Annotated in this window: 18 protein-coding genes; 5 read left to right on the forward strand and 13 right to left on the reverse strand. The window is 68.6% G+C overall.

Annotated features, from left to right (window positions below):
* Positions 1–10: 10 nt before the first annotated feature.
* The 5 genes from WI697_RS12850 to glpD form a co-directional block, all read right to left on the reverse strand.
* Positions 11–127 (reverse strand): potassium-transporting ATPase subunit F, encoded by a 117-nt coding sequence (locus tag WI697_RS12850; protein WP_145978049.1) that lies wholly within the window; start codon positions 125–127, stop codon positions 11–13.
* A gap of 229 nt (positions 128–356) precedes the next feature.
* Complete coding sequence (locus WI697_RS12855) at positions 357–998, reverse strand: DUF6655 family protein (protein WP_062761597.1); 642 nt, start codon at positions 996–998, stop codon at positions 357–359.
* A gap of 131 nt (positions 999–1129) precedes the next feature.
* Positions 1130–1672, reverse strand: a complete 543-nt coding sequence (locus WI697_RS12860; protein ID WP_345958727.1) for a tetratricopeptide repeat protein — start codon at positions 1670–1672, stop codon at positions 1130–1132.
* Positions 1673–1792: 120 nt separating this feature from the next.
* Positions 1793–3319, reverse strand: coding sequence for a glycerol kinase GlpK (glpK, locus tag WI697_RS12865; RefSeq protein ID WP_296714031.1), 1527 nt, complete (start codon positions 3317–3319; stop codon positions 1793–1795).
* A 179-nt stretch (positions 3320–3498) separates the two neighbouring features.
* A complete protein-coding gene (glpD, locus tag WI697_RS12870) occupies positions 3499–5043 on the reverse strand; it encodes a glycerol-3-phosphate dehydrogenase (protein ID WP_345958728.1) in 1545 nt (514 codons plus the stop codon).
* A gap of 435 nt (positions 5044–5478) precedes the next feature.
* Between glpD and WI697_RS12875 the strand changes: the two genes are divergently transcribed.
* Positions 5479–6108 (forward strand): LysE/ArgO family amino acid transporter, encoded by a 630-nt coding sequence (locus tag WI697_RS12875; protein WP_345958729.1) that lies wholly within the window; start codon positions 5479–5481, stop codon positions 6106–6108.
* Positions 6109–6222: 114 nt separating this feature from the next.
* Positions 6223–7140: a haloalkane dehalogenase gene (locus WI697_RS12880; RefSeq protein ID WP_062761602.1), complete on the forward strand. Its 918-nt coding sequence runs from the start codon at positions 6223–6225 to the stop codon at positions 7138–7140.
* 37 nt (positions 7141–7177) lie between these two features.
* On the opposite strand, the gene hemN is transcribed toward WI697_RS12880, so the two are convergent.
* Complete coding sequence (gene hemN / locus WI697_RS12885) at positions 7178–8587, reverse strand: oxygen-independent coproporphyrinogen III oxidase (protein WP_345958730.1); 1410 nt, start codon at positions 8585–8587, stop codon at positions 7178–7180.
* A 304-nt stretch (positions 8588–8891) separates the two neighbouring features.
* Between hemN and WI697_RS12890 the strand changes: the two genes are divergently transcribed.
* Together WI697_RS12890 and WI697_RS12895 are read left to right on the forward strand one after the other, a co-directional pair.
* Positions 8892–9557 carry an OmpW/AlkL family protein gene (locus WI697_RS12890; protein WP_345958731.1) on the forward strand — a complete coding sequence of 222 codons (666 nt, stop codon included), beginning with the start codon at positions 8892–8894 and terminating at the stop codon, positions 9555–9557.
* A gap of 360 nt (positions 9558–9917) precedes the next feature.
* A complete protein-coding gene (locus WI697_RS12895; protein ID WP_345958732.1) occupies positions 9918–10883 on the forward strand; it encodes an AraC family transcriptional regulator in 966 nt (321 codons plus the stop codon).
* Between the two features lie 43 nt (positions 10884–10926).
* On the opposite strand, the gene hisD is transcribed toward WI697_RS12895, so the two are convergent.
* The 6 genes from hisD to WI697_RS12925 form a co-directional block, all read right to left on the reverse strand.
* Positions 10927–12249, reverse strand: coding sequence for a histidinol dehydrogenase (gene hisD, locus WI697_RS12900; RefSeq protein WP_345958733.1), 1323 nt, complete (start codon positions 12247–12249; stop codon positions 10927–10929).
* A 45-nt stretch (positions 12250–12294) separates the two neighbouring features.
* Positions 12295–13107, reverse strand: a complete 813-nt coding sequence (locus tag WI697_RS12905) for an ABC transporter permease (protein WP_062768658.1) — start codon at positions 13105–13107, stop codon at positions 12295–12297.
* Positions 13104–14069, reverse strand: a complete 966-nt coding sequence (locus tag WI697_RS12910) for an ABC transporter permease (RefSeq protein WP_345958734.1) — start codon at positions 14067–14069, stop codon at positions 13104–13106. The genes WI697_RS12905 and WI697_RS12910 overlap by 4 nt, the downstream gene beginning before the upstream one ends.
* Positions 14070–14180: 111 nt before the next feature.
* Entirely contained in the window at positions 14181–15287 is a 1107-nt protein-coding gene (locus WI697_RS12915) for an ABC transporter substrate-binding protein (protein ID WP_372097864.1), read from the reverse strand.
* Positions 15288–15401: 114 nt separating this feature from the next.
* Positions 15402–16499: an ABC transporter ATP-binding protein gene (locus WI697_RS12920; RefSeq protein ID WP_322108020.1), complete on the reverse strand. Its 1098-nt coding sequence runs from the start codon at positions 16497–16499 to the stop codon at positions 15402–15404.
* A gap of 138 nt (positions 16500–16637) precedes the next feature.
* Positions 16638–17906, reverse strand: coding sequence for a hypothetical protein (locus WI697_RS12925; protein ID WP_385997595.1), 1269 nt, complete (start codon positions 17904–17906; stop codon positions 16638–16640).
* Between the two features lie 232 nt (positions 17907–18138).
* Here WI697_RS12925 and WI697_RS12930 point away from each other — a divergent pair, with 232 nt between their 5' ends.
* The gene (locus WI697_RS12930; RefSeq protein ID WP_345958736.1) at positions 18139–18924 is read left to right on the forward strand and encodes an SDR family NAD(P)-dependent oxidoreductase; all 786 of its coding nucleotides are present in this window, start codon (positions 18139–18141) and stop codon (positions 18922–18924) included.
* Here the strand turns inward: WI697_RS12930 and WI697_RS12935 are convergent.
* Positions 18906–21236 carry an FdhF/YdeP family oxidoreductase gene (locus WI697_RS12935; RefSeq protein ID WP_345958737.1) on the reverse strand — a complete coding sequence of 777 codons (2331 nt, stop codon included), beginning with the start codon at positions 21234–21236 and terminating at the stop codon, positions 18906–18908. The two genes, WI697_RS12930 and WI697_RS12935, sit on opposite strands and share 19 nt — an antisense overlap.
* Between the last annotated feature and the right edge of the window lie 10 nt (positions 21237–21246).

Here is a 21246-nt window from a genome sequence, read left to right on the forward strand (position 1 = left end):
AGGGGCGGGATCAGCGATCGGGGCGGATCAGAACGGCGGTGAGCCATGCGGCCAGCGCCGCAACGGCCAGGCCGCCCAGAATCAACCCGATCAGATCGACCAGCCCCGGTTCAGGCAGGGGGGTCATAGCCGTGCGATCCCGACGGCTGCGAGAGCTGCCAGGCCGAACAGCCCGGATCCCAGCGCCAGCATCAGAATGTCCATCATGGCTCCGATCCTTGATGTGCGGAGCGACCGCAAGAGGACGCTCCCGTCAGGATGGAGTGTCGGCCGGAGGGCCGTAAAATCGCGATGGCGATCCTGGTCCGACTGCGTAAACGGGGCATAAAAAAGTGCCGCAGGGCCGCCGGCCGGTCTCAATCCTCCGGCGCGCTCGCCAGGCCGAAATCCCTGAGGCTGGCGGTGATCGCCGGCACGTGCTGCTCTTCCGGCAGCACATCGCTGCTGGTCCACGAGAACACCAGCACCGTCCAGTCGGTGATGTGCGAATAGCCGTAGACCGGGCCGGTCGCGTCGACGAAGCGGCCGTCATGGGCGTCGTAGGCGACGGCGGCGAGCTTGACCGTGCCGCGGCGCTCGTCGCGCTTCACCAGCGCCAGTTCGGGCGTGCTGACATCGCTCATCGGCACGGGAATGTCGATCGCCGGCAGACCGAGCAGCGAGCTTTCGTCATCGATCGACAGCGCGCCCGAACGGATCTCGATCACGACATCGGCAAGCGCCCGGTCGGGCATCAGCCGGGCGCCGCGGCGCAGCAGCTGTTCGCGCACGGCCCCGATCGCATACTTGCCGTCGATGGCCTCGAAATTGGTGGTGTCGAGGAAGACCGGGGCATCCTGCGGCAGGTCCAGGGTCAGTTCCTGCGCCGCCCTGTCGACCGCCGACGACAGCAGCAGCTGCTCGGTCGCCGTCCTGGACGGCAGGCTCTCGCGCGAGGAGGAACAGGCCGCAAGCGCAAGAGCTGCGAGCAGGGACGCAACGAGGCTGCCGACGCGCATACCGGTCCTTCCGGATGATGGGCTACATGATGCGGAACGACGAGAAACCTCGCCCATCTGCGCATCATCTTCAAGTGTTGCCCATTCGATCGCGTGCGGCTGGCGCGTCTTTTCACCAATTGATCACGGTGTCAGTTCACCGTGCGCGGCAGATCCTCGGCCAGGGCTTCGACCATCTGGCGGACATTGGCCAGATAGGGGTTGAGCCGGAGCGCGGTTTCGAAGGCGGCGAGTGCCGCGGTGCGATCCCCGCGGCGCATGCAGATCTGGCCGAAGCCGCAGATCGCACCGAAATGGCGGGGTTCCAGCTCCAGCGCCGTGCGGATGTCCTCCAGGCTCTCCTGGTCGCGTTCCTGCATGTAGTAGAGCGTGGCGCGGCGGTTCCAGGCCTCGGCGAAATCGGGCCAGCGCAGCACGGTGCGGTCCAGCACGCCTTCCGCCACCACCAGCCGGCCGGCGACCATGGCATCGATCGCCCGCGACAGCGCACGGGTCGCATCCGGGTCGTGATGCTCGCACCACAGCGCCCAGATCATCGCCTGGATGTCCTCGGGATCACGGTCATCCGTGGGCGTCTGCAAGGCGCGGAACAAGGCGTCCAGGCGCCGGGACATCACCGGCGACGGTCGTCTTTCGGCCCCGCTCAGGACCAGCTTCAGAACGTCGTTGACCATCGTCAGGCATCACCCCGCAAGGCAACGTGAACGGGCGGATCCGCACCCCCATCAGAATAGGGCGGATCCCCCGTTCGCGCCACCCCGCCGGAGCGGTGGAGCCGCAGCCGTGACGGCCCGTCAGCTGCGGGTCAGCGTCCGGCGCACGGCATCCTGCCAGCCGCCGTAAAGCCGCTCGCGCTCGGCCTCGGCCATGCCCGGCTCGAAGCGCCGGTCCAGCGCCCAGCCTTCGGCGAAGACATCCGGCTCGGGGTAGACGCCGGTCGCGAGGCCGGCCAGATAGGCGGCCCCCATCGCGGTGGTCTCGCGCAGCTTCGGCCGGTCGACGGGGGTTGCCAGCATGTCGGCCAGACGCTGCATCAGCCAGTCGCTGGCGACCATGCCGCCATCGACGCGCAGCACGGTTTCGGAAAACCCGTCCCCCTCCCAGTCGCCACGCATCGCCTCGACCAGATCGCGGGTCTGATAGGCGACCGAGTCCAGCACCGCGCGCGCAATCTCGCGCGGGCCGGTGGCCCGGGTCAGGCCGAACATCGCACCGCGGGCATCGGCATCCCAATGCGGCGCGCCGAGACCGGTGAAGGCCGGCACCAGATAGACGCTCTGCGCCGGATCGGCCTCTGCCGCCAGCACTTCGGTCTGGGCGGAAGTCTCGATCAGTCCCAGCCCGTCGCGCAGCCACTGCACCGCGGCGCCGGCCACGAAGATCGAGCCTTCCAGCGCATAGCTGCGCCGGCCGTTCAGCTGCAGCGCGACCGTGGTCAGCAGCCGGTTGCGCGACCGCACCGACTGATTGCCGGTCACCAGCAGGGCGAAGCAGCCGGTGCCATAGGTCGCCTTGACCATGCCGGGCCTGAAACAGGCCTGACCGGTGGTCGCCGCCTGCTGATCGCCGGCGACACCACGGATCGGCACCGGCACGCCCAGCAGGTCGGGCAGGGTTTCACCGAAATCACCGGCGCTGTCGCGCACCTCGGGCAGCATGCCCATCGGCACGCCGAAGACCTTGCAGAGATCCGGGCACCAGGCGCCGCGATGGATGTCGTAGAGCATGGTGCGCGAGGCGTTGGTCGCATCGGTCGCATGCACCCGGCCGCCGGTCATCCGCCAGATCAGGAAGGCATCGACCGTGCCGAAGGCGAGTTTGCCCGCCTCTGCCGCCGCCCTGGCACCCGGCACCTTGTCCAGGATCCACGAGGCCTTGGTCGCCGAGAAATAGGGATCGAGCAGCAGGCCCGAACGGTCGCGGACCAGCTGTTCATGCCCGTCACGCTTCAGATCGCCGCAGATCCGCGCCGTGCGCCGGTCCTGCCAGACGATGGCCGGATGGATGGCCCGCCCGGTCTCGCGATCCCAGACCACCGTGGTTTCACGCTGGTTGGTGATGCCGATACCGGCAAGTGCTGCCGCCTCCACACCGGCCTTCGCCAGCGCACCGCGCATGGTCTCGACGCTGGTCCGCCACAGATCCTCGGCATCATGTTCGACATGGCCGGAGGCGGGGAAGTGCTGGGGAAATTCCTGCTGGTCGGTCGCGACCACCTGCATGTCCTGGTTGAACAGCATGGCGCGGGTCGATGTGGTTCCCTGGTCGAGCGCCAGGATCAGACCTTCACGGGCAACATCGTCTTTGCGGTTGGCGGGCATGGGGACGGCGATCCTCCTCGGAAGCTGTGCCGGCCATGCGAATGCTCCCCCCGCACGCCCGGCACGCCGGGGCTTGGGCCGCCCCGGTCGTTTCAGGCGTCAGTTTGGGCCGGGGGACGGGGCCCCGGCAAGTCCGGTGGTGCCGGTTGCCCGGGCACCGCTCTGCTGCAGCCGCACGCTCACGCCGCAAGACGCGCCGAGCGGCGGGCCTGCATCCAGGCATCGAGCCGGCGGACACCCGCGGCATCGATCCTGAGACCCAGCTTGGTGCGCCGCCAGAGGACATCCTCTGCCGTGCGCGCCCATTCATGATCCATCAGCCAGGCAACCTCGCGGGCATGGAGACCGGCCCCGAAATGCTCGCCCAGCGCCGACGGGTCGGCCGCCGCATCGCCGATCACGCGATGGACATAGCCGCCATAGGCGCGGGCCAGACGCCGGCGGGTCCGTTCGTCCAGCACGGGATGGCTGAGCGCCAGGCTCTGCACCAGCGCCTCGACCCCGCCGGCGGGCAGGCGGCCGCCGGGCAGCGGCGCATCGGCGGTCCAGGGGCCGCGCAGCGCCCGGCCGTCGGTGCGTGCCGGCAGCAGCGGCTCCAGCTTCGCCAGCGTCGCCTCGGCCAGGCGGCGGAAGGTGGTGATCTTGCCGCCGAAGGCACTGATCACCGGCGCCCCCGCGGTATCCACCGTCAGCACATAGTCGCGGGTCGCTTCCTGCGCCTTGCTCGCCCCGTCGTCATAAAGCGGGCGAACACCGGAATAGGTCCAGACCACCATCTCGGGCGTGACCGGGCGCCGGAAATAGCCCGAAACCGCCCGGCAGAGATAGTCGACCTCTTCAGGCGTGATCGCGACCCGGCCCGGGTCACCCTTGTGATCGGCATCGGTGGTGCCGATCAGGGTGAAGTCACCCTCGTAAGGAATGGCGAAGACGATGCGGTTGTCGGCATTCTGGAAGATATAGGCGCGGTCGTGGTCGAACAGCCGGGGCACCACGATATGGCTGCCCCGCACCAGACGCACCCGCTCGGGCGTCTTCACCTTCAGCCGGTCGACCAGGGTTTCCGCGACCCAGGGGCCGGCGGCATTGACCACCGCCCGGGCGCGGATGGTCGAAACCTCCCCCGTCTCCACATCGCGCAGCGACAGCGTCCAGAGATCGGCGCCGCGATCGGCGGCGGTGAATTCGGTGCGGGTCAGGATGCGGGCGCCGTTTTCCTGCGCATCGAGCGCGTTCAGCACCACCAGCCGGGCATCGTCGACCCAGGCGTCGGAATATTCGAAAGCGGTGCGGTAGTCGTCCTTCAGCGGCAGGCCGGCCGCATCCCGCGACAGATCCAGGCGCCGGGTGCCCGGCAGCTTCCGCCGCCCGCCATTGCCGCCGGCCAGATGATCATAGATGAACAGGCCCAGCCGGATCATCCAGCGCGGCCGCAGGCCCCGATGATGCGGCAGCACGAAGCGCAGCGGCCAGGCGATGTGGGGCAGCGCATCCAGCAGCACCGCCCGTTCCTGCAGCGCCTCGCGCACCAGCCGGAATTCGCGATGTTCCAGATAGCGCAGCCCGCCATGGATCAGCTTGGTGCTGGCGGACGAGGTGGCCCCGGCAAGGTCGCCCTTCTCCACCACCACCACATCCAGCCCGCGGCCGGCGGCATCGCGGGCAATGCCGCAGCCATTCACGCCGCCACCGATCACCGCCAGATCATACACATGCCCGGACATCGTCGAAGCCCCTCTGCAACCGGTCGGGTCGCCCTGGGCGGGCTGCGGATCACCCGCGCCGCCCCGTCAAACGAAATATGTTCGCACCGAAGTGAAAGTTCAAACGAAACAGAACGGAAGATCTCCGGGGGCTGCCCTGCACCGCCTGCACATCCCTCCGGCAAGGGGTCATGCGATCGCCCCCGTTGCAGCCGGGCCGCCTGGCGGGCATAGTGGCGGCCCCTTGATCCCACGATCGGAACCCGCCCCGCCATGGCTCTGCTCGTCTCGGCCTATCTCGAGAAAATCAGCCGCCGGAAGGTCTGAGGCCCGCACGGCCCGGTTGCCGTGCCAGCACCTCCCGCCGCCCGCCCCCGCCCGACAGATCGGCGCGGGCGATGATGTCGTGCATCGACAGGCGGCCCCGACCATTCCCGCAGACGGGTTTCGTTTTCCATGTCGCTTCCCATCGAAACCGCACTCGAAGGCTTTGCCCTCGGTGCCGGGCTGATCATTGCGATCGGCGCCCAGAACGCCTTCGTCCTCCGCCAGGGCCTGATCCGCGCCCATGTCCTGCCGATCGTCGCCTTTTGCGCCGCCACCGACGCGCTGCTCATCGGCGCCGGTGCCCTCGGCCTCGGCTCGCTGATCGCCGGTCACGAGGTCCTGCTTGGATACGTGTCGCTCGCGGGCGCGCTCTTCCTTGGCATCTATGGCCTGATGGCCGCCCGCCGCGCCCTGCATCCGGGCCGTCTCCTGCCCTCCGAAGCGGCCCCTGCCCCGCTTCTCGCGACACTCGGGACCGTTGCGGCGGTCACCCTGCTCAACCCGCATGTCTATCTGGACACGGTCGTCCTGCTGGGCAGCATTTCCGGGCGCCACCCGATGCCGGAACGGCTGTGGTTCGTGGGCGGTGCCGCCATTGCCTCGATCGCCTGGTTCGCGGCCCTGGGCTGGGGCGCCCGACTGCTGGTGCCGGTGTTCCGCCGGCCGGCCGCCTGGCGGGTGCTGGACGGGATCATCGCGCTGGTGATGTGGGCGATCGCCGCCCGGCTGGTCGCAGACGCGGTCACGCTCCTCGGCTGATCTCCGGAACCGGATGCCCTATGCTGGATTGCGGGACGAGCCCCGTCCTGCAACCGGCCCTGCCGCCGCCGCATGCGGCGGCGGCATGAGAAGCCATTCCGGAGACAACGCCCGATGACCCAGATCCTGCGCACGCCCGATGCGCGCTTCCTGGACCTGCCCGGCTGGTCCTATGTGCCGCATTACCTCGACGATCTGCCCGGCTATGAAGGCATCCGCATCGCATATGTCGACGAGCCGGCCGCCGTCGCCGATGCCGGGGCCGACGCGCCGACCTTTCTCTGCCTGCACGGCCAGCCGAGCTGGAGCTATCTCTATCGCCGCATGATCCCCCAGCTGGTCGCGCGCGGCCGGGTGGTGGCGCCCGATCTGATCGGCTTCGGCCGCTCCGACAAGCTGACCGACGACCGCGCCTATGGCTTTCTGTTTCACCGCGGCATGCTGGTGGAGCTGATCAAGCGGCTGAACCTCCACAACATCATCCTGGTGGTGCAGGATTGGGGCGGGCTGCTGGGCCTGACGCTGCCGCCCGAGATGCCGGAACGCTTCCAGGGGCTTCTGGTCATGAACACCGCCCTCGGCACCGGCGACCGGCCGCTGGGCAAGGGGTTCGAGGCCTGGCGCGATTTCGTCGCCAAGAGCCCGGATTTCTCGATCTCGAAACTTTTCCAGCGCGGCTGTCCGCATCTGACGCCGGAAGAGGCCGCCGCCTATGACGCCCCCTATCCCGACGACAGCTATCGGGCGGGTGCCCGGGTCTTCCCGTCGCTGGTCCCCGATCATCCGGATGCCGAAGGGGCGCCGCTGTCGCGTGCCGCCCGCGACTGGTGGCGATCGGACTGGTCGGGCCGGTCGTCGATGGTGATCGGCATGGCCGACCCGGTGCTGGGCAAGCCGGCGATGACCGCCCTGCAGCAGGTGATCCGGGGCTGCCCGCCGCCGATCGAGGTCGAAGACGGCGGACATTTCGTCCAGGAATGGGCCGATGCCTTCATGCCGCAGGCGCTCGACCCGCTCTTCCCTGCAAAGTGACGCCGCCTGTCGCGGCCGGACAAGGGGTGGTTGCCCCCTATTCGGCCGCGACCATCGCCCGCACCGCCGGGTTCAGATAGGCATCGAAGCAGGTGGCGACGCGCTGCACATCCGGGGTCATGCCCGCCGGCACCGTCAGCCGCCAGCCGTCGCGCACCACCACGCCCCGCGCCTCCAGCGGCGCCAGCTGCGCAAAGGCATCGGCAAGCTCTGCAGGGTCGCGGCCCTGCCCGGCGGCGACCGCCGCCACATCGACCGCGTGGTCGCACATCAGCCGCTCGATCACCGCCCGGCGCAGCAGATCGTCGGCGGTGACGGCGACGCCGCGCACCGTGCCGAGCCGGCCGGCGGCGATCGCCTCGCGCCAGGCCCGGACATCGGTGGTGTTCTGGACATAGCCGCCCGGCAGGTCGCCGATCGCCGACGGGCCGAAGCCCAGAATGGCGGTCGCCATGTCGGTGGTATAGCCCTGGAAATTGCGCCGCAGCCGGCCGGCACGCTGGGCCACCGCCAGCGAATCGTCAGGCCGCGCGAAATGGTCGAGCCCGATGCCGGCATAGCCGGCCGCGATCAGCCGCCGGGCGGCCGCCTCGGCCTGTTCCAGCCGCTCGACCGCGCCGGGCAGGGCCTGCTCGGGCACCAGGCGCTGATGTGGCTTCATGGTCGGCACATGGGCATAGCCGAACAGCGCCACCCGATCGGGGGCCAGGGTCAGCACCTGATCGACGGTGGCGATCACGCCGTCGACGGTCTGGTGGGGCAGGCCGTGGACCAGATCGATGTTGATCGCATGGATCCCGCGCGCGCGCAGTTCCTGCACCGCCTGTGCGGTCGCCTCGGCCGGCTGGATGCGGTTGATCGCCTTCTGAACCTCGGGGTCCAGATCCTGCACGCCCAGGCTCGCCCGGTTGACGCCGGCCGTCGCCCAGGCATCCAGCCGGGCCGGATCCAGGTCGCGCGGATCGATCTCCAGCGCGATTTCGGCATCGGTTCCGATGTCGAAGGCGCGGGTCAGGGTCCGGAAGATCAGGTCGATGTCACCCGGCTCCAGGATGGTCGGGCTGCCGCCGCCGAAATGCAGATGGCTGACCCGGTGCCGCCGGCCCAGCATCTCCGCCACCATCTCGATCTCGGCCACCAGGCTGCGGACATAGGCCTCGATGGGTCCGCGCACATTCACCACCCGGGTGTGGCAGCCGCAGAACCAGCACAGCGTGTCGCAGAACGGCACATGGACATAGATCGAAACCGGCTCGTCCGCCGGCACCGCCCGCATCCAGGCCGCCGCCTGATCCGGCCCGACCGCGGCATCGAACTGCAGGGCGGTGGGATAGCTGGTATAGCGCGGCAGACGCGCGGCCCGCAGGGCCGTCTGCGTCGCCTCGTCCCCGCGCGGCGCGGCGCGGGATGTCTGCACGGCGGGGCGGAGTTCGACGACGGTTGCCATGGGCGTTCACCTCTCCGGGCGTGACCTTGATTGCCATGATCCTGCCCGGACCGCCGCGGGGCTTCCTTGCGCAAGATCAAAAACGGCAATTCCAGAACGGGACGCCCGCAGGCGGCGCGACATCCGGTCGCATCCATGCCGGAGGTTGATCCAGATCAACGCCCGAAAAAGGACACAGGCGCTTTATGAGGGCCATCGACCGGTGACGTATCGGAGAGTTCCGGACCACCGGCTGCAGGGCGGGCCGTGCATGACAAGGCCGCCGCAGTCCGGCCGGTGACCGCTGCCAACGAAGGCCAGATCAATGACCACCACGCTCAACAAAGCCCCCCGCGCCCTGAAGGCCGCCGGCCTCGCCGCCCTCGTCGCCGCCGGCACTCTTGCCGGCGCTCTTGCCGGTGCGGCCCCCGCCGCCGCCGAAGAGAAGAGCCCCTGGATGCTGCGTGTCCGCGGTGTGGCCGTGGTCCCCGACGAGGGCGCATCGATCAGCCCGATCGGCGGCGACGTCTCGATCGACAATTCGGTCATCCCCGAGCTGGACATCACCTATTTCGCCACCCAGAACATCGCCTTCGAGCTGATCCTGGGCACCACCAAGCATGATGTCCGCGCCAAGGGCACCTCGGTCGGCGGCGTCGATCTCGGCAGCGTCTGGCTGCTGCCCCCCACCCTGACTGCGCAGTACCACTTCATTCCGGACGGCAAGATCCGTCCCTATGTCGGCGCCGGCGTGAACTACACCGTGTTCTACAACGAGGACACCCCGGCCGGCATCGACATCGACTATGACAATGGCTTCGGCTTCGCCCTGCAGGCCGGTGTCGACTTCGCGATCGACGACCACTGGGTGGCCAATATCGATGTGAAGAAGCTGTTCCTGAACACCGACGTCACGATCAACAACTCGATCAAGGCCGATGTCGACATCGACCCGTGGCTGTTCGGCGTGGGTGTCGGCTACCGGTTCTGATCCATCGGCCGGCCACTGCGACGAACCGCGTGCGGTCCCGACACTGCCCTGTCGGGACCGCACGCAGACCCGCCCGACCCGTTCCGCCGGCACAAGGGGATGTGAACCCGGAACGGATCGGTACATCGACCATAATCGCCTCAGGCGGCTGGTCGATATGTGACGAGCATAAGGCGTCGGTCAGACCGGCGTCTTGCCGTCGCGTGTACAAAAGCTTTCGACCGGGTGACCTGAAAGGCGAAACACCGTTCGCGTGTGATGCAATATGCATCATCACGGCGTTTGCCATTGCATGCTCTTTTCTCCACGACATCCAATATGCCGTTGGCACTTGTTCAGGTCGTGGAGCGCAAAGTCATCATGGGGGTCCGGATCCTCGACCTGGATTGCCGGTCACTGCCAGGTGTTGAGCGGTGGCGCGAAGCGGTCACCGATATCTATTGCTCGTTCGACGTCATTCCCGACCGTCAGCCCTTCCATGCCCGGATTGTCGAAAGACGGGTCGGGCCATTGTCGCTGACCAGATTCACCTGCGACGACTGCACCGTGATCCGGAGCGAGGCGCACATCCGGCAGGACGAGGTGGCCGGGTTTTCCGTGTCGATACCGGTGTCGGGCCGGATGATCCATTGCCAGGGCGACAGATCCGGCTATGTCCGCCCGGGCGAGGCGCTCGTCACCGATCTGTCCCGCCCTTACGGTTTTCGATGCGTCGAGGGCCTGACGAGCGTCTGCGTGAAGATCCCGCCGGCGGTGACATGTTCGGGCGGCGGTTTCGCGGTCGCACCCGCCGTGACCGACGGGCAGCGTGCCGCAGACCCTGCCCTGCTGCAGGCGGTGACCGCCATGATCGACGCCCTGCTTGAGGCCCCGAAACCGGTCGACCAGCGACGCGCCGAACACGCCGCCCGGGCCCTGCTTGACCTGATCGCCCTGATGTTCGCAGCCCCCCCCGCCGCCGCCCCGCCCACCCCGGGGCTGACCGCGCTGCGCCGGCGGGCCGAAGCCCTGATCCGTGCCGAGGCCACCGATCCCGGCCTGACGCCCCAGGCCGTGGCGGAACGGCTGGGCATCAGCCCCGGCTATCTGCATCGGGCGATGCGCGGCAGCGGCCATACGGTCCAGACGCTGATCCGCGAGACCCGGATCGCCGCCGGCCTCCACATGCTGATGGATCCGGGGAAGAGCGATCTGACCATCGCCCGGATCGCCTATGAGGCCGGTTTCGCCAGCCATGCCGCCTTCACCGACGCCGTCCGCCGCCGCCACGGCCGCACCCCGCGCGAGGTTCGCGATCAGGCGCTGCGCCGTGGCAATCCCGGCTGAACCGGTCGCCCGCATCGCGATCAGCGCTTAAGCCGGACCGCGATCAGCGCTTGAGCAGCGCGTCACGCACCCCGGAGACCGCCGCGGCATGGGCTTCGAAGCCCTCGTAGCGGGCCAGCACGCCGGCATGGCGGGCAAGCTCCGGATAGGCCCGGGCGGTGACATAGCCGACCGAGGACCGCTTCATGTAGTCGAAGACCGACAGCGGCGAGAAGGTGCGGGCGGCGGCATTGGTCGGCAGCACGGCATTGGGGCCGAGCACGAAATTGCCGAGCGTCACCGGGGTACGGTTGCCGAGCAGAATCTCGCCCGCATTCACCAGCCGTCCCAGATGGGCGAAGGGCTCGTCGCCCAGCACTTCCAGATGTTCCGGCGCATAGTCGTTGACGAAGGCATAGGCCGCTTCCAGATCCGGCGCCAGCACCACGCCGCCGCGCGGACCGGTGAGCACGGTGGTCGAGAAACCGCGACGCTGCTCGCCCATCTTCGCCCAGTAGCCGTCGAGGGCCGCGATCGCATCCTCGGCGACCTTGCGGCTGGTGGTGACCAGATAGGCCGAGCTGTCGGGGCCGTGCTCCGCCTCGACCAGCAGGTCGAGCGCCGCCAGCCGCCCATCCGCCGTATCGTCGGCGAAGATGATCGCCTCGCTCGGCCCGGCGGGGATGCCGGGATCGATCACATCCGACAGCAGGCGCTTGGCCGCCACCACCCAGGGGCTGCCGGGGCCCACGATCTTCACCGCCTTGCAGACGGTTTCGGTGCCATAGGCCACCGCCGCGACACCCTGGGCGCCACCGCATTTGTAGACGGTCTCGACACCGGCGAGCCGTGCCGCAACCAGCGTCGCCGCATCGACCTCGCCATCGGGACCGGGCGGCGTGATGATCGAAATCTCGGGCACGCCCGCCACCACCGCCGGCACCGTGGTCATCATCACCACGCTCGGGAACGAGCCCTTGCCCCGCGGCACATAGCAGGCGACCGACGGGATCGGCAGGAAGCGGTCACCGGCGAAAGCACCGGGGCGCACCTCGTGCAGCCACATCTCTTCGGGCTTCTGGTCCTGATGGAAACGGCGGATGTTGTCGACCGCAAAGCGGATCGCCTCGATCACCTCGGGCTCGACCTGATCGAAGGCCCGGTCAAAGGCCTCGGGCTCGACCCGGATCCGGGCGGGGTCGACCGGGGCCCTGTCGAAATCGCGGGCGAAGCGGGCGAGCGCCGCATCGCCTTCGCTGCGCACCGCCTCGATGATCGGCCGGACCTTGTCGAGGAAGGGACCGAGATCGCTTTCGGCACGCTTGAGCAGGTCGGCGCGGGCGGCGGCGTCGAGGGTCGAGAGGTCGTGGAGGTTGACGGCCGGCATGGCGCAGGACTCCTCAGGGACAGAAGGGCGCAGGGACAGAAAGGCTCATTTCGAGCGCAGGAACAGGTCGAGCCCGACCAGCTTGTCGAGAGCCCGGATGGCGAGGGCGGCGACCAGGATATAGACCACCGACACCGCCGCGAGATCCGGCGTGATCACGCTGCGGATCGAATTGTAGATCTGCACCGGCAGGGTCACGATGCGCGCATCGACCAGCAGCAGGCTGACCAGGAACTCGTTGAAGGCGAGCACGAACATCAGCAGCGCACCGGTGATCACCCCCGGCATCACCGCCGGCAGGGTGACGGTCAGGAAGGTCTGCACCGGCGGCGCGCCGCAATTGGCCGCCGCATTCTCAAGATCGGGGTCGAGCGCGTTCACCGAGGCGCCCACCGCCCAGATCATGAAGGGCAGGTTGATCACCGCACAGGCAAGCCCCACCGGCCAGAGCTGGCCCAGAATGCCGATCCGCCCGAAGAGCAGCATCATGCCGATGCCCGAGGCGATCAGCGGCACGGTGAAGGGCAGCAGCAGATAGACCTGAAGCGTCCGCCCGAAGGCGATCCGCCAGCGGGCGAGCGCGATGGCGGCCAGCGTGCCCGCCGGCAGGCTGATCAGCGTGCAGACCACCGCCACCCAGAGCGACCGCCAGAAAGCCTGACGCAGTTCATAGGCGCCGACCACCTTTTCGTACCATTGCAGCGACAGGCCGTCGGGCGGAAAGGTCACGATATTGCCGGCGGTGAACGAGGCGCCGAGCACGATCAGGGTCGGCAGGGCCAGGATCAGCAGATCGAAGCCGATCACCGACCAGAGCAGCAGCCGCTTGGAGCGGGGGGTATTGCCGGCAGCGCTCATGCCCCGCCTCCTTTTGCGGGCGCCCGCCCGCCCATGCCGAGCGTGCCGGCACCGGCGATCGCCAGAATGATGCCGACGATGGTGCTGCCGAGGAAGGTGAGCACGATGGCGAGCGCCGCCCCGAGCCCGCTGTCCGAAATCCGGAAGAAGGCGTCGTAGATGGCGTTGGCCGCGAAGTCGTTGGTGCCACCGCCCAGGATATTGGGGATGGCGAAATCGGTGAGGGTCAGCGTGAAGACCACCACCCCGGCCGCGATCAGCCCCGGGCGGGCCATGGGCAGCACCACGGTCGCGAAGCCCCGCCACCAGTTGGCACCAAGCGAGGACGCCGCCATCTCCACCTCCTCGCCGATCGCGGTGATCGCGGGCGCGATCAGCAGCACGGCGAAGGGCAGCATGTATTGCACCAGCCCGAACAGGATGGTCTCGTAGGTGTAGATCAGCTTCAGCGGCTCGAAGCCGAGGCCGGTGATTGCGCCGTTCACGATGCCCCTGGCGCCCAGGATGATCAGCCAGCCATAGGCACGGACCACCTGGCCGATGAAGAAGGGCAGGAACAGGCTGATCAGCAGCACCCGCCGTATCACCGGCGAGGGCGTGCGCACCATCACATAGGCATAGGGGAAGGCGAGCAGCAGGGTCGCCACGGTGACGATCACCCCCGCCAGCAGGCTGCGCCAGATGACGGTCGCATAGATCGGCCGGTCGATCAGCTGCGCGTAATTGCCGAGGCTCATCGCCTCGGCCGGCAGGAAGGTCGCCGTGTCGAGCACGTGCAGACTGTCGGACGCCATGTCGACCAGACCCCAGACCAGCACCGCGACCAGAAGGATGGCGGGGGCAAGGAACAGGGCCGGCACGACCAGCTCGGGCCGTTTCGGGCGGATCAGCCCCACGACAGCCTCGGCCGCATCGAGCAGCCGCCAGGACAGCGGATAGGCGCGTTTCGACGGGCGGAGCATGGCGGCGACCGGCATCCTCGGAAGATGTGTCACGGATCGGGCGGCACCGGATTGCGCCGGTGCCGCCCCCAGGGCGTCAGCCCTGAATGACCCCTAATATTCCGCAGGGCGTCAGCCCTGCATGATTTCCTTGAAGGTCTGGAACCATTCGCGCTCGTGCTCGACCAGCACCGGGGTCGGCACGCTGATCAGCCGGGCGAAGTCTTCAGGCGTGGTCGGATAGGCCGGGTCGCCCGCCAGATCGGCCGGCGGCGTCAGGCCGGGCTGGACGCCGGGAAGACCCAGTTTCTCGGTCCAGGCCTGCTGCGCGCCCTTGGAAATGGCGTGGTTCACGTACTGCTTGGCCCAGTACAGCTCGCTTTCGGGCAGGCCCTTGGGCACCCAGAGCGCATCGGTATCGACCTTGGCACCCTCTTCCGGCACGGTCCAGTCGACCTTGATGCCGTTCTGCTTCGCTTCGCGGGCATTGGAGATGATGGTGCAGGCGACGTCGATCTCGCCCTGCTGGAACCAGTTGGTGAAGTCCGGATCCTCGCCCAGCAGCGGCTGCTGCGCCTTCAGCTTGCGGATGAACTCCCAGGCCGGCTCCATGTTGGCCGGAATGTCCGACACCTTGCCGCCGCCCGCGACCTGCGCCGCCGGGTGGAAGCCGATGCCGTCATTGTAGAGCGCGACCCGGCCCTTGAACTTCGGGTCGAGCATCACCGTCCAGCTCTTCGGCGCGCCGTCGGGGAAGGCTTCGGTCCGATAGGCCAGCACGTAGACATAGGAATAGGTGTTGACGATCGGCCAACCCTCCAGGCCGACCGGCTTCGCCACCGGCAGCAGCTGCGGCAGGTTGGACAGATCCGACAGATCCTCGGTCACGCCGCGCAACGCCGACTTGGTGGCGTTGGTCGAGGTGTCCCAGTTGACATGGATCGGCGGCACCCGCTTCTGCGCCACGGCAGCCCAGATCTTGGGCTGGATCTCGTTGTCCTCGGTCAGGTCGTGGCGCACACGGATGCCGGTCGCCTCGGTGAAGCTCTGCGACACGCCCTTGTCCAGCGCCTCGACCCAGACACCGCCCCAGGCGCGGACGATGATCTCGGCCGGCTTGGCCGGCTCGGCGGCAAAGGCCCGGCGGCCCAGAACCAGCGCCGGGGTGCCGGTCAGCGCCGCCCCGGCCGCGGCCATCATGCCGCCCTTCAGCACCTGACGGCGGCTGGCGCCGCGCATCGCGTCGTCATGCTTGGTCATCGCCCTGTTCCCTGTTCTTGCAGGCCGCATGCGGCGGCCGTCCCTGGATCGTGAAGTCTTAGGCTGGGGGTCGTTGTAGGCCGGGGTCATCGCTCACGCCGGATAGACCAGCAGGTCGCGCGCAGTCCAGCCCAGATGCACCGACTGGCCGGGCGTCCAGGCGCGATGAGCGGCGGGATCATGATCGAAGACCCGGAGCACCGCATTGCCGAGCGCAGGCACCCGGGCCGCATAGACCGACCGCTCGCCCTCGAAGATCGCCTCGGTGATGGTCGCCCGCACGATCACCTCCAGCCCGCCACCGGCACCGTCGGTGTCGAGTGCATCGGCATCGTCGGCGATGCGCAGCTGCTCGGCGCGGATCGAGACCGTCACCGGCGCACCGGCTGCGATCTCGCCCGTCCCCACCGGGGTGGCCTGGCATTCCAGATTGCCGAAGGCGACCATCTGGCCGCCGGCGGTGAGGGCGCGGCCCTCCAGCAGATTGGTGACGCCGATGAAGCCGGCGACGAAGGGATTGGCCGGGCGGCGATAGGTCTCCACCGGCGCCGCCAGCTGCTGGGTCCGGCCGCCATCCATCACCAGGATCTCGTCCGACATCACCAGCGCCTCGCGCTGATCATGGGTGACGTTGATGGTGGTGACGCCCAGTTCGCGCTGGATGCGGCGGAATTCCAGCTGCATCTCTTCGCGCAGCTTCTTGTCCAGCGCCGCCAGCGGCTCGTCGAGCAGCAGCAGATCGGGTTCGAAGACCAGGGCGCGGGCGATCGCCACGCGCTGCTGCTGCCCGCCCGACAGCTCGTGGATCCGCCGGCCGCCATAGCCGCCCAGCCGGACCAGTTCCAGATAGCGTTCAACCCGATCCGGAATGGTGCGGGCATCGAAGCGGCGCATGCGCAGCGGATAGGCGACGTTCTCGGCCGCGGTCATATGCGGGAACAGCGCCAGTTTCTGGAACACCATGCCGATCGAGCGACGATGCGGCGGCTCGGCCGAAACCGGCCGTCCGCCCAGCACGATCTCGCCGCCCGTGGGGGCAAGAAAGCCCGCGATCATGCGCAGCAGCGTGGTCTTGCCCGACCCGCTGGGGCCGAGGATGGTGAGGAAACGCCCACGCGCCAGCGTGAAGGACACCTCGTCCACCGCCTTGGTGCCGTTGAAGCTCCGGCTGACCCGGTCGACGCGCACCATCTCGGGCGTCGCCGCTGCATCTGCGGACATCGATGTTCTGCTCCAGGGAAGGGTTCGGCGGCCAGTCCACCGGATCGTCGGAAAACTGTCAAGATCGCCCGCCCGGCCTGCCGCAGCATGCGGCACAGGCGGTTTCCGTCAGGGGGTGACGGCGTCCAGCATGGTGGAGAGCGGATCGGTGGCGCCGCCCGCAGGCTCCGCCCCCATGGCGACCGCGATCGCAAGCCCCAGCGCCGAGGCGGCGGGTCCGTGATGGCCGCCATCGGGCCCGGCCCGCAGGTTCATCACCAGGGTCGGGCAGCAGAACAGCGCCAGCTTCACCACCCGTCGCCAGTCTGCATCAAGCTGCCCGCGTGCCGCCAGGGCCTGCAGCAGCGGCCGCCAGAGCAGATCCCCCTTGGCCGCCAGAAATGCCCGGCGCAGGGGGCCCGGATCATGATCGTGATCGATGGTGATCCCCCGCCCGTCGGCATCGAGCCGCGCCCGCACGGAGTAGAGCCCCTCGGCCACCGCCGCGTCATACAGCCAGAAGGGATGGGCGAAGATGTTGTGGAAGGTGGCCTTCACCTCGGCCAGCAGGGCCGGCACATGGGCACCGGCAAAGGCCGGGTCGAAGAAGACCAGCCGGTCCGCCATGCCGTCCGCCCCGGTTTCGAACCAGACATTGGCATTGTGGGCATCGCCATGGGCCACGACACCCGCCCCGGCGAAGCGGGACGGCAGCAGCCGCGCGCGGGCCTCGTCGAACAGCGCGCCCAGGCCCCGGTCATAGGTGATGCCGCCCACCGTCCAGCGCAGATCCTTGAGCTGATGCCAGGACAGGGTCAGATCCGGCGCTTCAGCCCGGCCGCCCAGATGAAAGACGCGGCCCTCGTAGAACCGGGCCATCCGACCACCCGGCCGCTCCGGCGCGCCGTGATCGATCAGCCGGTCATGGAACAGCCGGTGCAGCGGCTCGGCGGCGGCCTCGTCTGCCGTGATGTCGTGAAGCGTCGCCAGATAGCGGTCGGCGACCAGCCGGTCGGCATCGGCCTGGGCGGCAATCAGCCGCGCGGCCGCAACCGGCGCCGGCCCGCCGATGCCGGCCGCCTCCGCCTCCACCGCGCGGGCCAGATCGGCCAGCCGCGGCTGATCGCGCCGGGCATAGATCAGGATCTGCCGGCCGACCGCCCCCGAGGCGACCACCGGCCGGTCGACCGGAAATCCGGCCCCGGCCAGCAGCTCGGCGCGGTAGTATTCGCCCACGGTTTCGGCCTCGTCCTCCTCCTGGTGGAACTTGAAGAAGAACGACCGGCCATCGGCTGCCTCGATGAAGCCGTTGACCGAATTCAGGCTGTAGCCGTCGCGGTTGATGGTCACCCGCGCCGGGGTGAAGTCCGCCACCTCGGCCACCAGGCCTGCAATCACCGCCTCGGCCTCAGTGAGGCGGCCGGCGCGGGCCAGATCACGAGCGAGCGCGGTGGGAGCCTGGGCGGTAGAGGACGTGGTGGTGGCGGTCGCAGTCATCGGGCAGGCCTCGGGGTCATGGGCGATGCCGGCGATTGCCGCCGGCACGCGATGGAAGGATTGATACCGCATCGCCCGCGTCCGATCATCACCCGAACGCCATCCTGTCCTCCAGCCCCCGGGATCGTCTCCCATGTCCGATACGACAGCCGCAGTCCTCTCCCGCTTCTCCCTGGCCGGCCGCAAGGCACTGGTCACCGGCGCCAGCCGCGGCATCGGCCGGGCGCTCGCCACGGGCCTCGCCTCAGCCGGGGCGGCAGTGGCTGTCTCCGGCCGCGACGCGGCGGCACTCGAAGGGGTCATCGCCCGCATCATCGGCGCCGGCGGCCGCGCGGTCGCCGTGCCCTTCGACGTCTCCTCGGTCGAACAGATCCGTGCCGGGGTGGCGCAGGCCGCCGAAAAGCTCGGCGGGCTCGACATCCTGGTCAACAACGCCGGCATGGAACAGGTCTGCCCCTCGCTGGATGTCGACGAGGCCCTGTGGGACAGGATCCAGGACACCAATCTCAAAGGCGCCTTCTTTTGCGCCCAGGCGGCCGCCCGGATCATGAGCGGCGCGGGCGGCGGCGCGATCATCAATCTCTGCTCGCTCACCTCCGAGGTCGGCGTGCCGACAGCTGCCGCCTATGGTGCCTCCAAGAGCGGCCTTCTGGGCCTGACCCGCACGCTTGCCACCGAATGGGCCGGCCGGGGCATCCGGGTCAACGGCATCGGCCCCGGCTATTTCCGCACCGACATGACCGAGGTCTTCTTCGAGGACGAGGCCTGGGCCGACCGCATGCGGGCCAGCATCCCGGCCGGCCGCTTCGGAGAGGTCGACGACCTGGTCGGCGCCGCCATCTTCCTCGCCTCGCCGGCCGCCGCCTATGTCACCGGCACCCTGCTCTATGTCGATGGCGGCTACATGGCCTCGATCTGAGGGCGGCCACCTCGGACACGCGCATCGCCCACCTCGGCGGCGATCCTGACCGGCACCGATTTGGCTGCCGGCGTCAGGCTGTCGCGCTCGTGATGAGAGAGCGGCACCAGCACGTTGCATTCGGGGTAATAGGCGGCGAGACAGCCTTTGGGTACGTCATAGGCCAGCAGGGTGAGCCCGGCCTTGCGGCGGGGGATGCCGTCTTCGGCAACCGTGGTCAGCTCCACCCTTGCCCCCGATACCAGCCCCATCCGGTCGACATCCTCCGGGTTCATCATCACCACCATCCGCGAACCGTCGATGCCGCGGAAGCGGTCGCGATAGCCATAGATCGTGGTGTTGAACTGGTCGTTGGACCTGAGCGTGATCAGCCGGAAGACGGTGTCGTCGTCATCCGGGTCGAAGCTGGCATTGAGCGCGGCGGGCGTCCGGAAATTGGCCTTGCCGGTCTCGGTGTTCCAGCGCCGGTCGCGTGCCGCCAGCGGCCGGGCGAAGCCGCCGGGGGTGAACATGCGCGCATTCATGTCGCGGAAGTCTTCGGGGAAGGTTCGGGCGATGGCATCGCGGATGCGGCCGTAATCCGCCACCCAGTCATCCCAGGGCACCCGTGCGGCTCCGGAAAGCGTCGCCTTGGCCAGTTCGGCGACGATCCGGATTTCCGACAGCAGATCGGGGCTTGCCGGCCGCGCCCGCCCGCGCGAGGCATGGATATGGGCGGTCGAATCCTCCATCGTCACCACCTGCGGACCGCCGGCCTGCACATCCTCTTCCAGGCGGCCCAGACAGGGCAGAAGATAGGTTTCTTCCGCCGTCACCAGATGGCTGCGGTTCAGCCTGGTCGCCACATGCACCGCCAGCTTCAGCCGGCCCCAGGCGGGTTCCATCCGCGCATGATCGGGCACCGCGCGCAGGAAGTTGCCGCCAAGGCCGATGAAGGCGTCGACGCTGTCCTCCAGCATGGCTTCGCAGGCCTCGACCGTGGTGAAGCCCTTTTTTCGGGGCGGCGCAAAACCGTACATCTCGCCCAGCCGGTCGATCGGCACCAGTGCGGGGTCGTCGGCGATGCCGACGGTGCGCTGCCCCTGCACGTTGGAATGGCCGCGCACCGGCAGGATCCCGGTGCCGATGCGGCCGATCTGCCCCCGCATCAGCAGCAGATTGACCAGCATGCCGACACTGTCGGATCCAAGCCTGTGCTGGGTCAGCCCCATGCCGTAGATCGCAATCGCGCGTTCGGCGCGGGCATAGATGCGGCCGGCATCCTCGATCGCCTCGCGGCTCAGGCCGGCATTGCGCTCGATCTCGTCCCAGCCGGTCTTGCGGACCATCCGTTCGAAATCCTCGAACCCGTGGCAATGCTCGTCGATGAAAGCCTGGTCGAGCACGCGCGGCTCCCCCGCTGCCTGCGCGGCATCGTCCAGCGCAAGCAGCGTCTTGGCCATGCCCGTCATGACGGCGATATCGCCCGCGGGCCGCGGCTGATAATAGCGCGAGGCGAGCCGCGTGGGCCGCCCCGCCAGCATCTGCCCGGGGTTCTGCGGATCGACGAAGGTCAGCCAGCCCCGCTCGCGCATCGGGTTGAAGACCAGCATCGAGACCCCGCGCTCCGCCGCCCGCTGCAGGGGGTGCAGCATCCGCGGCGCGTTGGATCCGACATTCTGCCCGAAGGCCAGGATGCAGTCGGTGTGCTCGAAATCATCCAGCTCCACCGTGCCGACCGGCACGCCGATGCTCTTCGGCAGCGCCTTCGAGGTCGTCTCGTGGCACATGTTGGAACTGTCGGGCAGGTTGTTGGTGCCGTAGATCCGCGCGAAAAGCTGGTACATGTACGAGGCTTCGAGCGAGGCCCGCCCCGAGGCATAGAACACCACCCGGTCGGGATCGAAGGTCTTCAGCCGGCGACCGATCGCCGCGAAGGCCTCGTCCCACGACACCGGCAGATAGCGGTCGGTTTCGGGGTCGTGGCGCATCGGGCAGGTCAGCCGCCCCTCGTTCTCCAGGTCGAAATCTTCCCACCCCCGCAACTCTTCCGTGGTGTGGCGGGCAAAGAAATCGGCCGTCGCCCGTTTCGAGGTCAGCTCCCAGAAGGTCGCCTTGGCGCCGTTCTCGCAAAACTCCGCCGCATGGGGCTCGGCCGGCTTGGCCCAGGCGCAGCTGACGCACATGAAGCCGTCGGGCTTGTTCTGGCGCGGCAGTTCCCCAAGCGCACTGCCCCAGACCTGCTGACGGCTGGCATGGCGGACAAGCGACTGCATCGACCCCCAGCCGCCCGAAGGTGCGTCATAGGGGTGATGGCGAAGCGGGCGGGACATGGGCGGAACC

This window comes from Tistrella mobilis (genome assembly GCF_039634785.1).
GTDB classification, from domain to species: domain Bacteria; phylum Pseudomonadota; class Alphaproteobacteria; order Tistrellales; family Tistrellaceae; genus Tistrella; species Tistrella mobilis.

Coding starts and splice junctions, on each gene's coding strand:
- WI697_RS12850 (WP_145978049.1), bottom strand. CDS start 127: ATGACCCCCCTGCCTGAACCGGGGCTGGTCGATCTGATCGGGTTGATT.
- WI697_RS12855 (WP_062761597.1), bottom strand. CDS start 998: ATGCGCGTCGGCAGCCTCGTTGCGTCCCTGCTCGCAGCTCTTGCGCTT.
- WI697_RS12860 (WP_345958727.1), bottom strand. CDS start 1,672: ATGGTCAACGACGTTCTGAAGCTGGTCCTGAGCGGGGCCGAAAGACGA.
- glpK (WP_296714031.1), bottom strand. CDS start 3,319: ATGCCCGCCAACCGCAAAGACGATGTTGCCCGTGAAGGTCTGATCCTG.
- glpD (WP_345958728.1), bottom strand. CDS start 5,043: ATGTCCGGGCATGTGTATGATCTGGCGGTGATCGGTGGCGGCGTGAAT.
- WI697_RS12875 (WP_345958729.1), top strand. CDS start 5,479: ATGTCGCTTCCCATCGAAACCGCACTCGAAGGCTTTGCCCTCGGTGCC.
- WI697_RS12880 (WP_062761602.1), top strand. CDS start 6,223: ATGACCCAGATCCTGCGCACGCCCGATGCGCGCTTCCTGGACCTGCCC.
- hemN (WP_345958730.1), bottom strand. CDS start 8,587: ATGGCAACCGTCGTCGAACTCCGCCCCGCCGTGCAGACATCCCGCGCC.
- WI697_RS12890 (WP_345958731.1), top strand. CDS start 8,892: ATGACCACCACGCTCAACAAAGCCCCCCGCGCCCTGAAGGCCGCCGGC.
- WI697_RS12895 (WP_345958732.1), top strand. CDS start 9,918: ATGGGGGTCCGGATCCTCGACCTGGATTGCCGGTCACTGCCAGGTGTT.
- hisD (WP_345958733.1), bottom strand. CDS start 12,249: ATGCCGGCCGTCAACCTCCACGACCTCTCGACCCTCGACGCCGCCGCC.
- WI697_RS12905 (WP_062768658.1), bottom strand. CDS start 13,107: ATGAGCGCTGCCGGCAATACCCCCCGCTCCAAGCGGCTGCTGCTCTGG.
- WI697_RS12910 (WP_345958734.1), bottom strand. CDS start 14,069: ATGCTCCGCCCGTCGAAACGCGCCTATCCGCTGTCCTGGCGGCTGCTC.
- WI697_RS12915 (WP_372097864.1), bottom strand. CDS start 15,287: ATGCGCGGCGCCAGCCGCCGTCAGGTGCTGAAGGGCGGCATGATGGCC.
- WI697_RS12920 (WP_322108020.1), bottom strand. CDS start 16,499: ATGGTGCGCGTCGACCGGGTCAGCCGGAGCTTCAACGGCACCAAGGCG.
- WI697_RS12930 (WP_345958736.1), top strand. CDS start 18,139: ATGTCCGATACGACAGCCGCAGTCCTCTCCCGCTTCTCCCTGGCCGGC.
- WI697_RS12935 (WP_345958737.1), bottom strand. CDS start 21,236: ATGTCCCGCCCGCTTCGCCATCACCCCTATGACGCACCTTCGGGCGGC.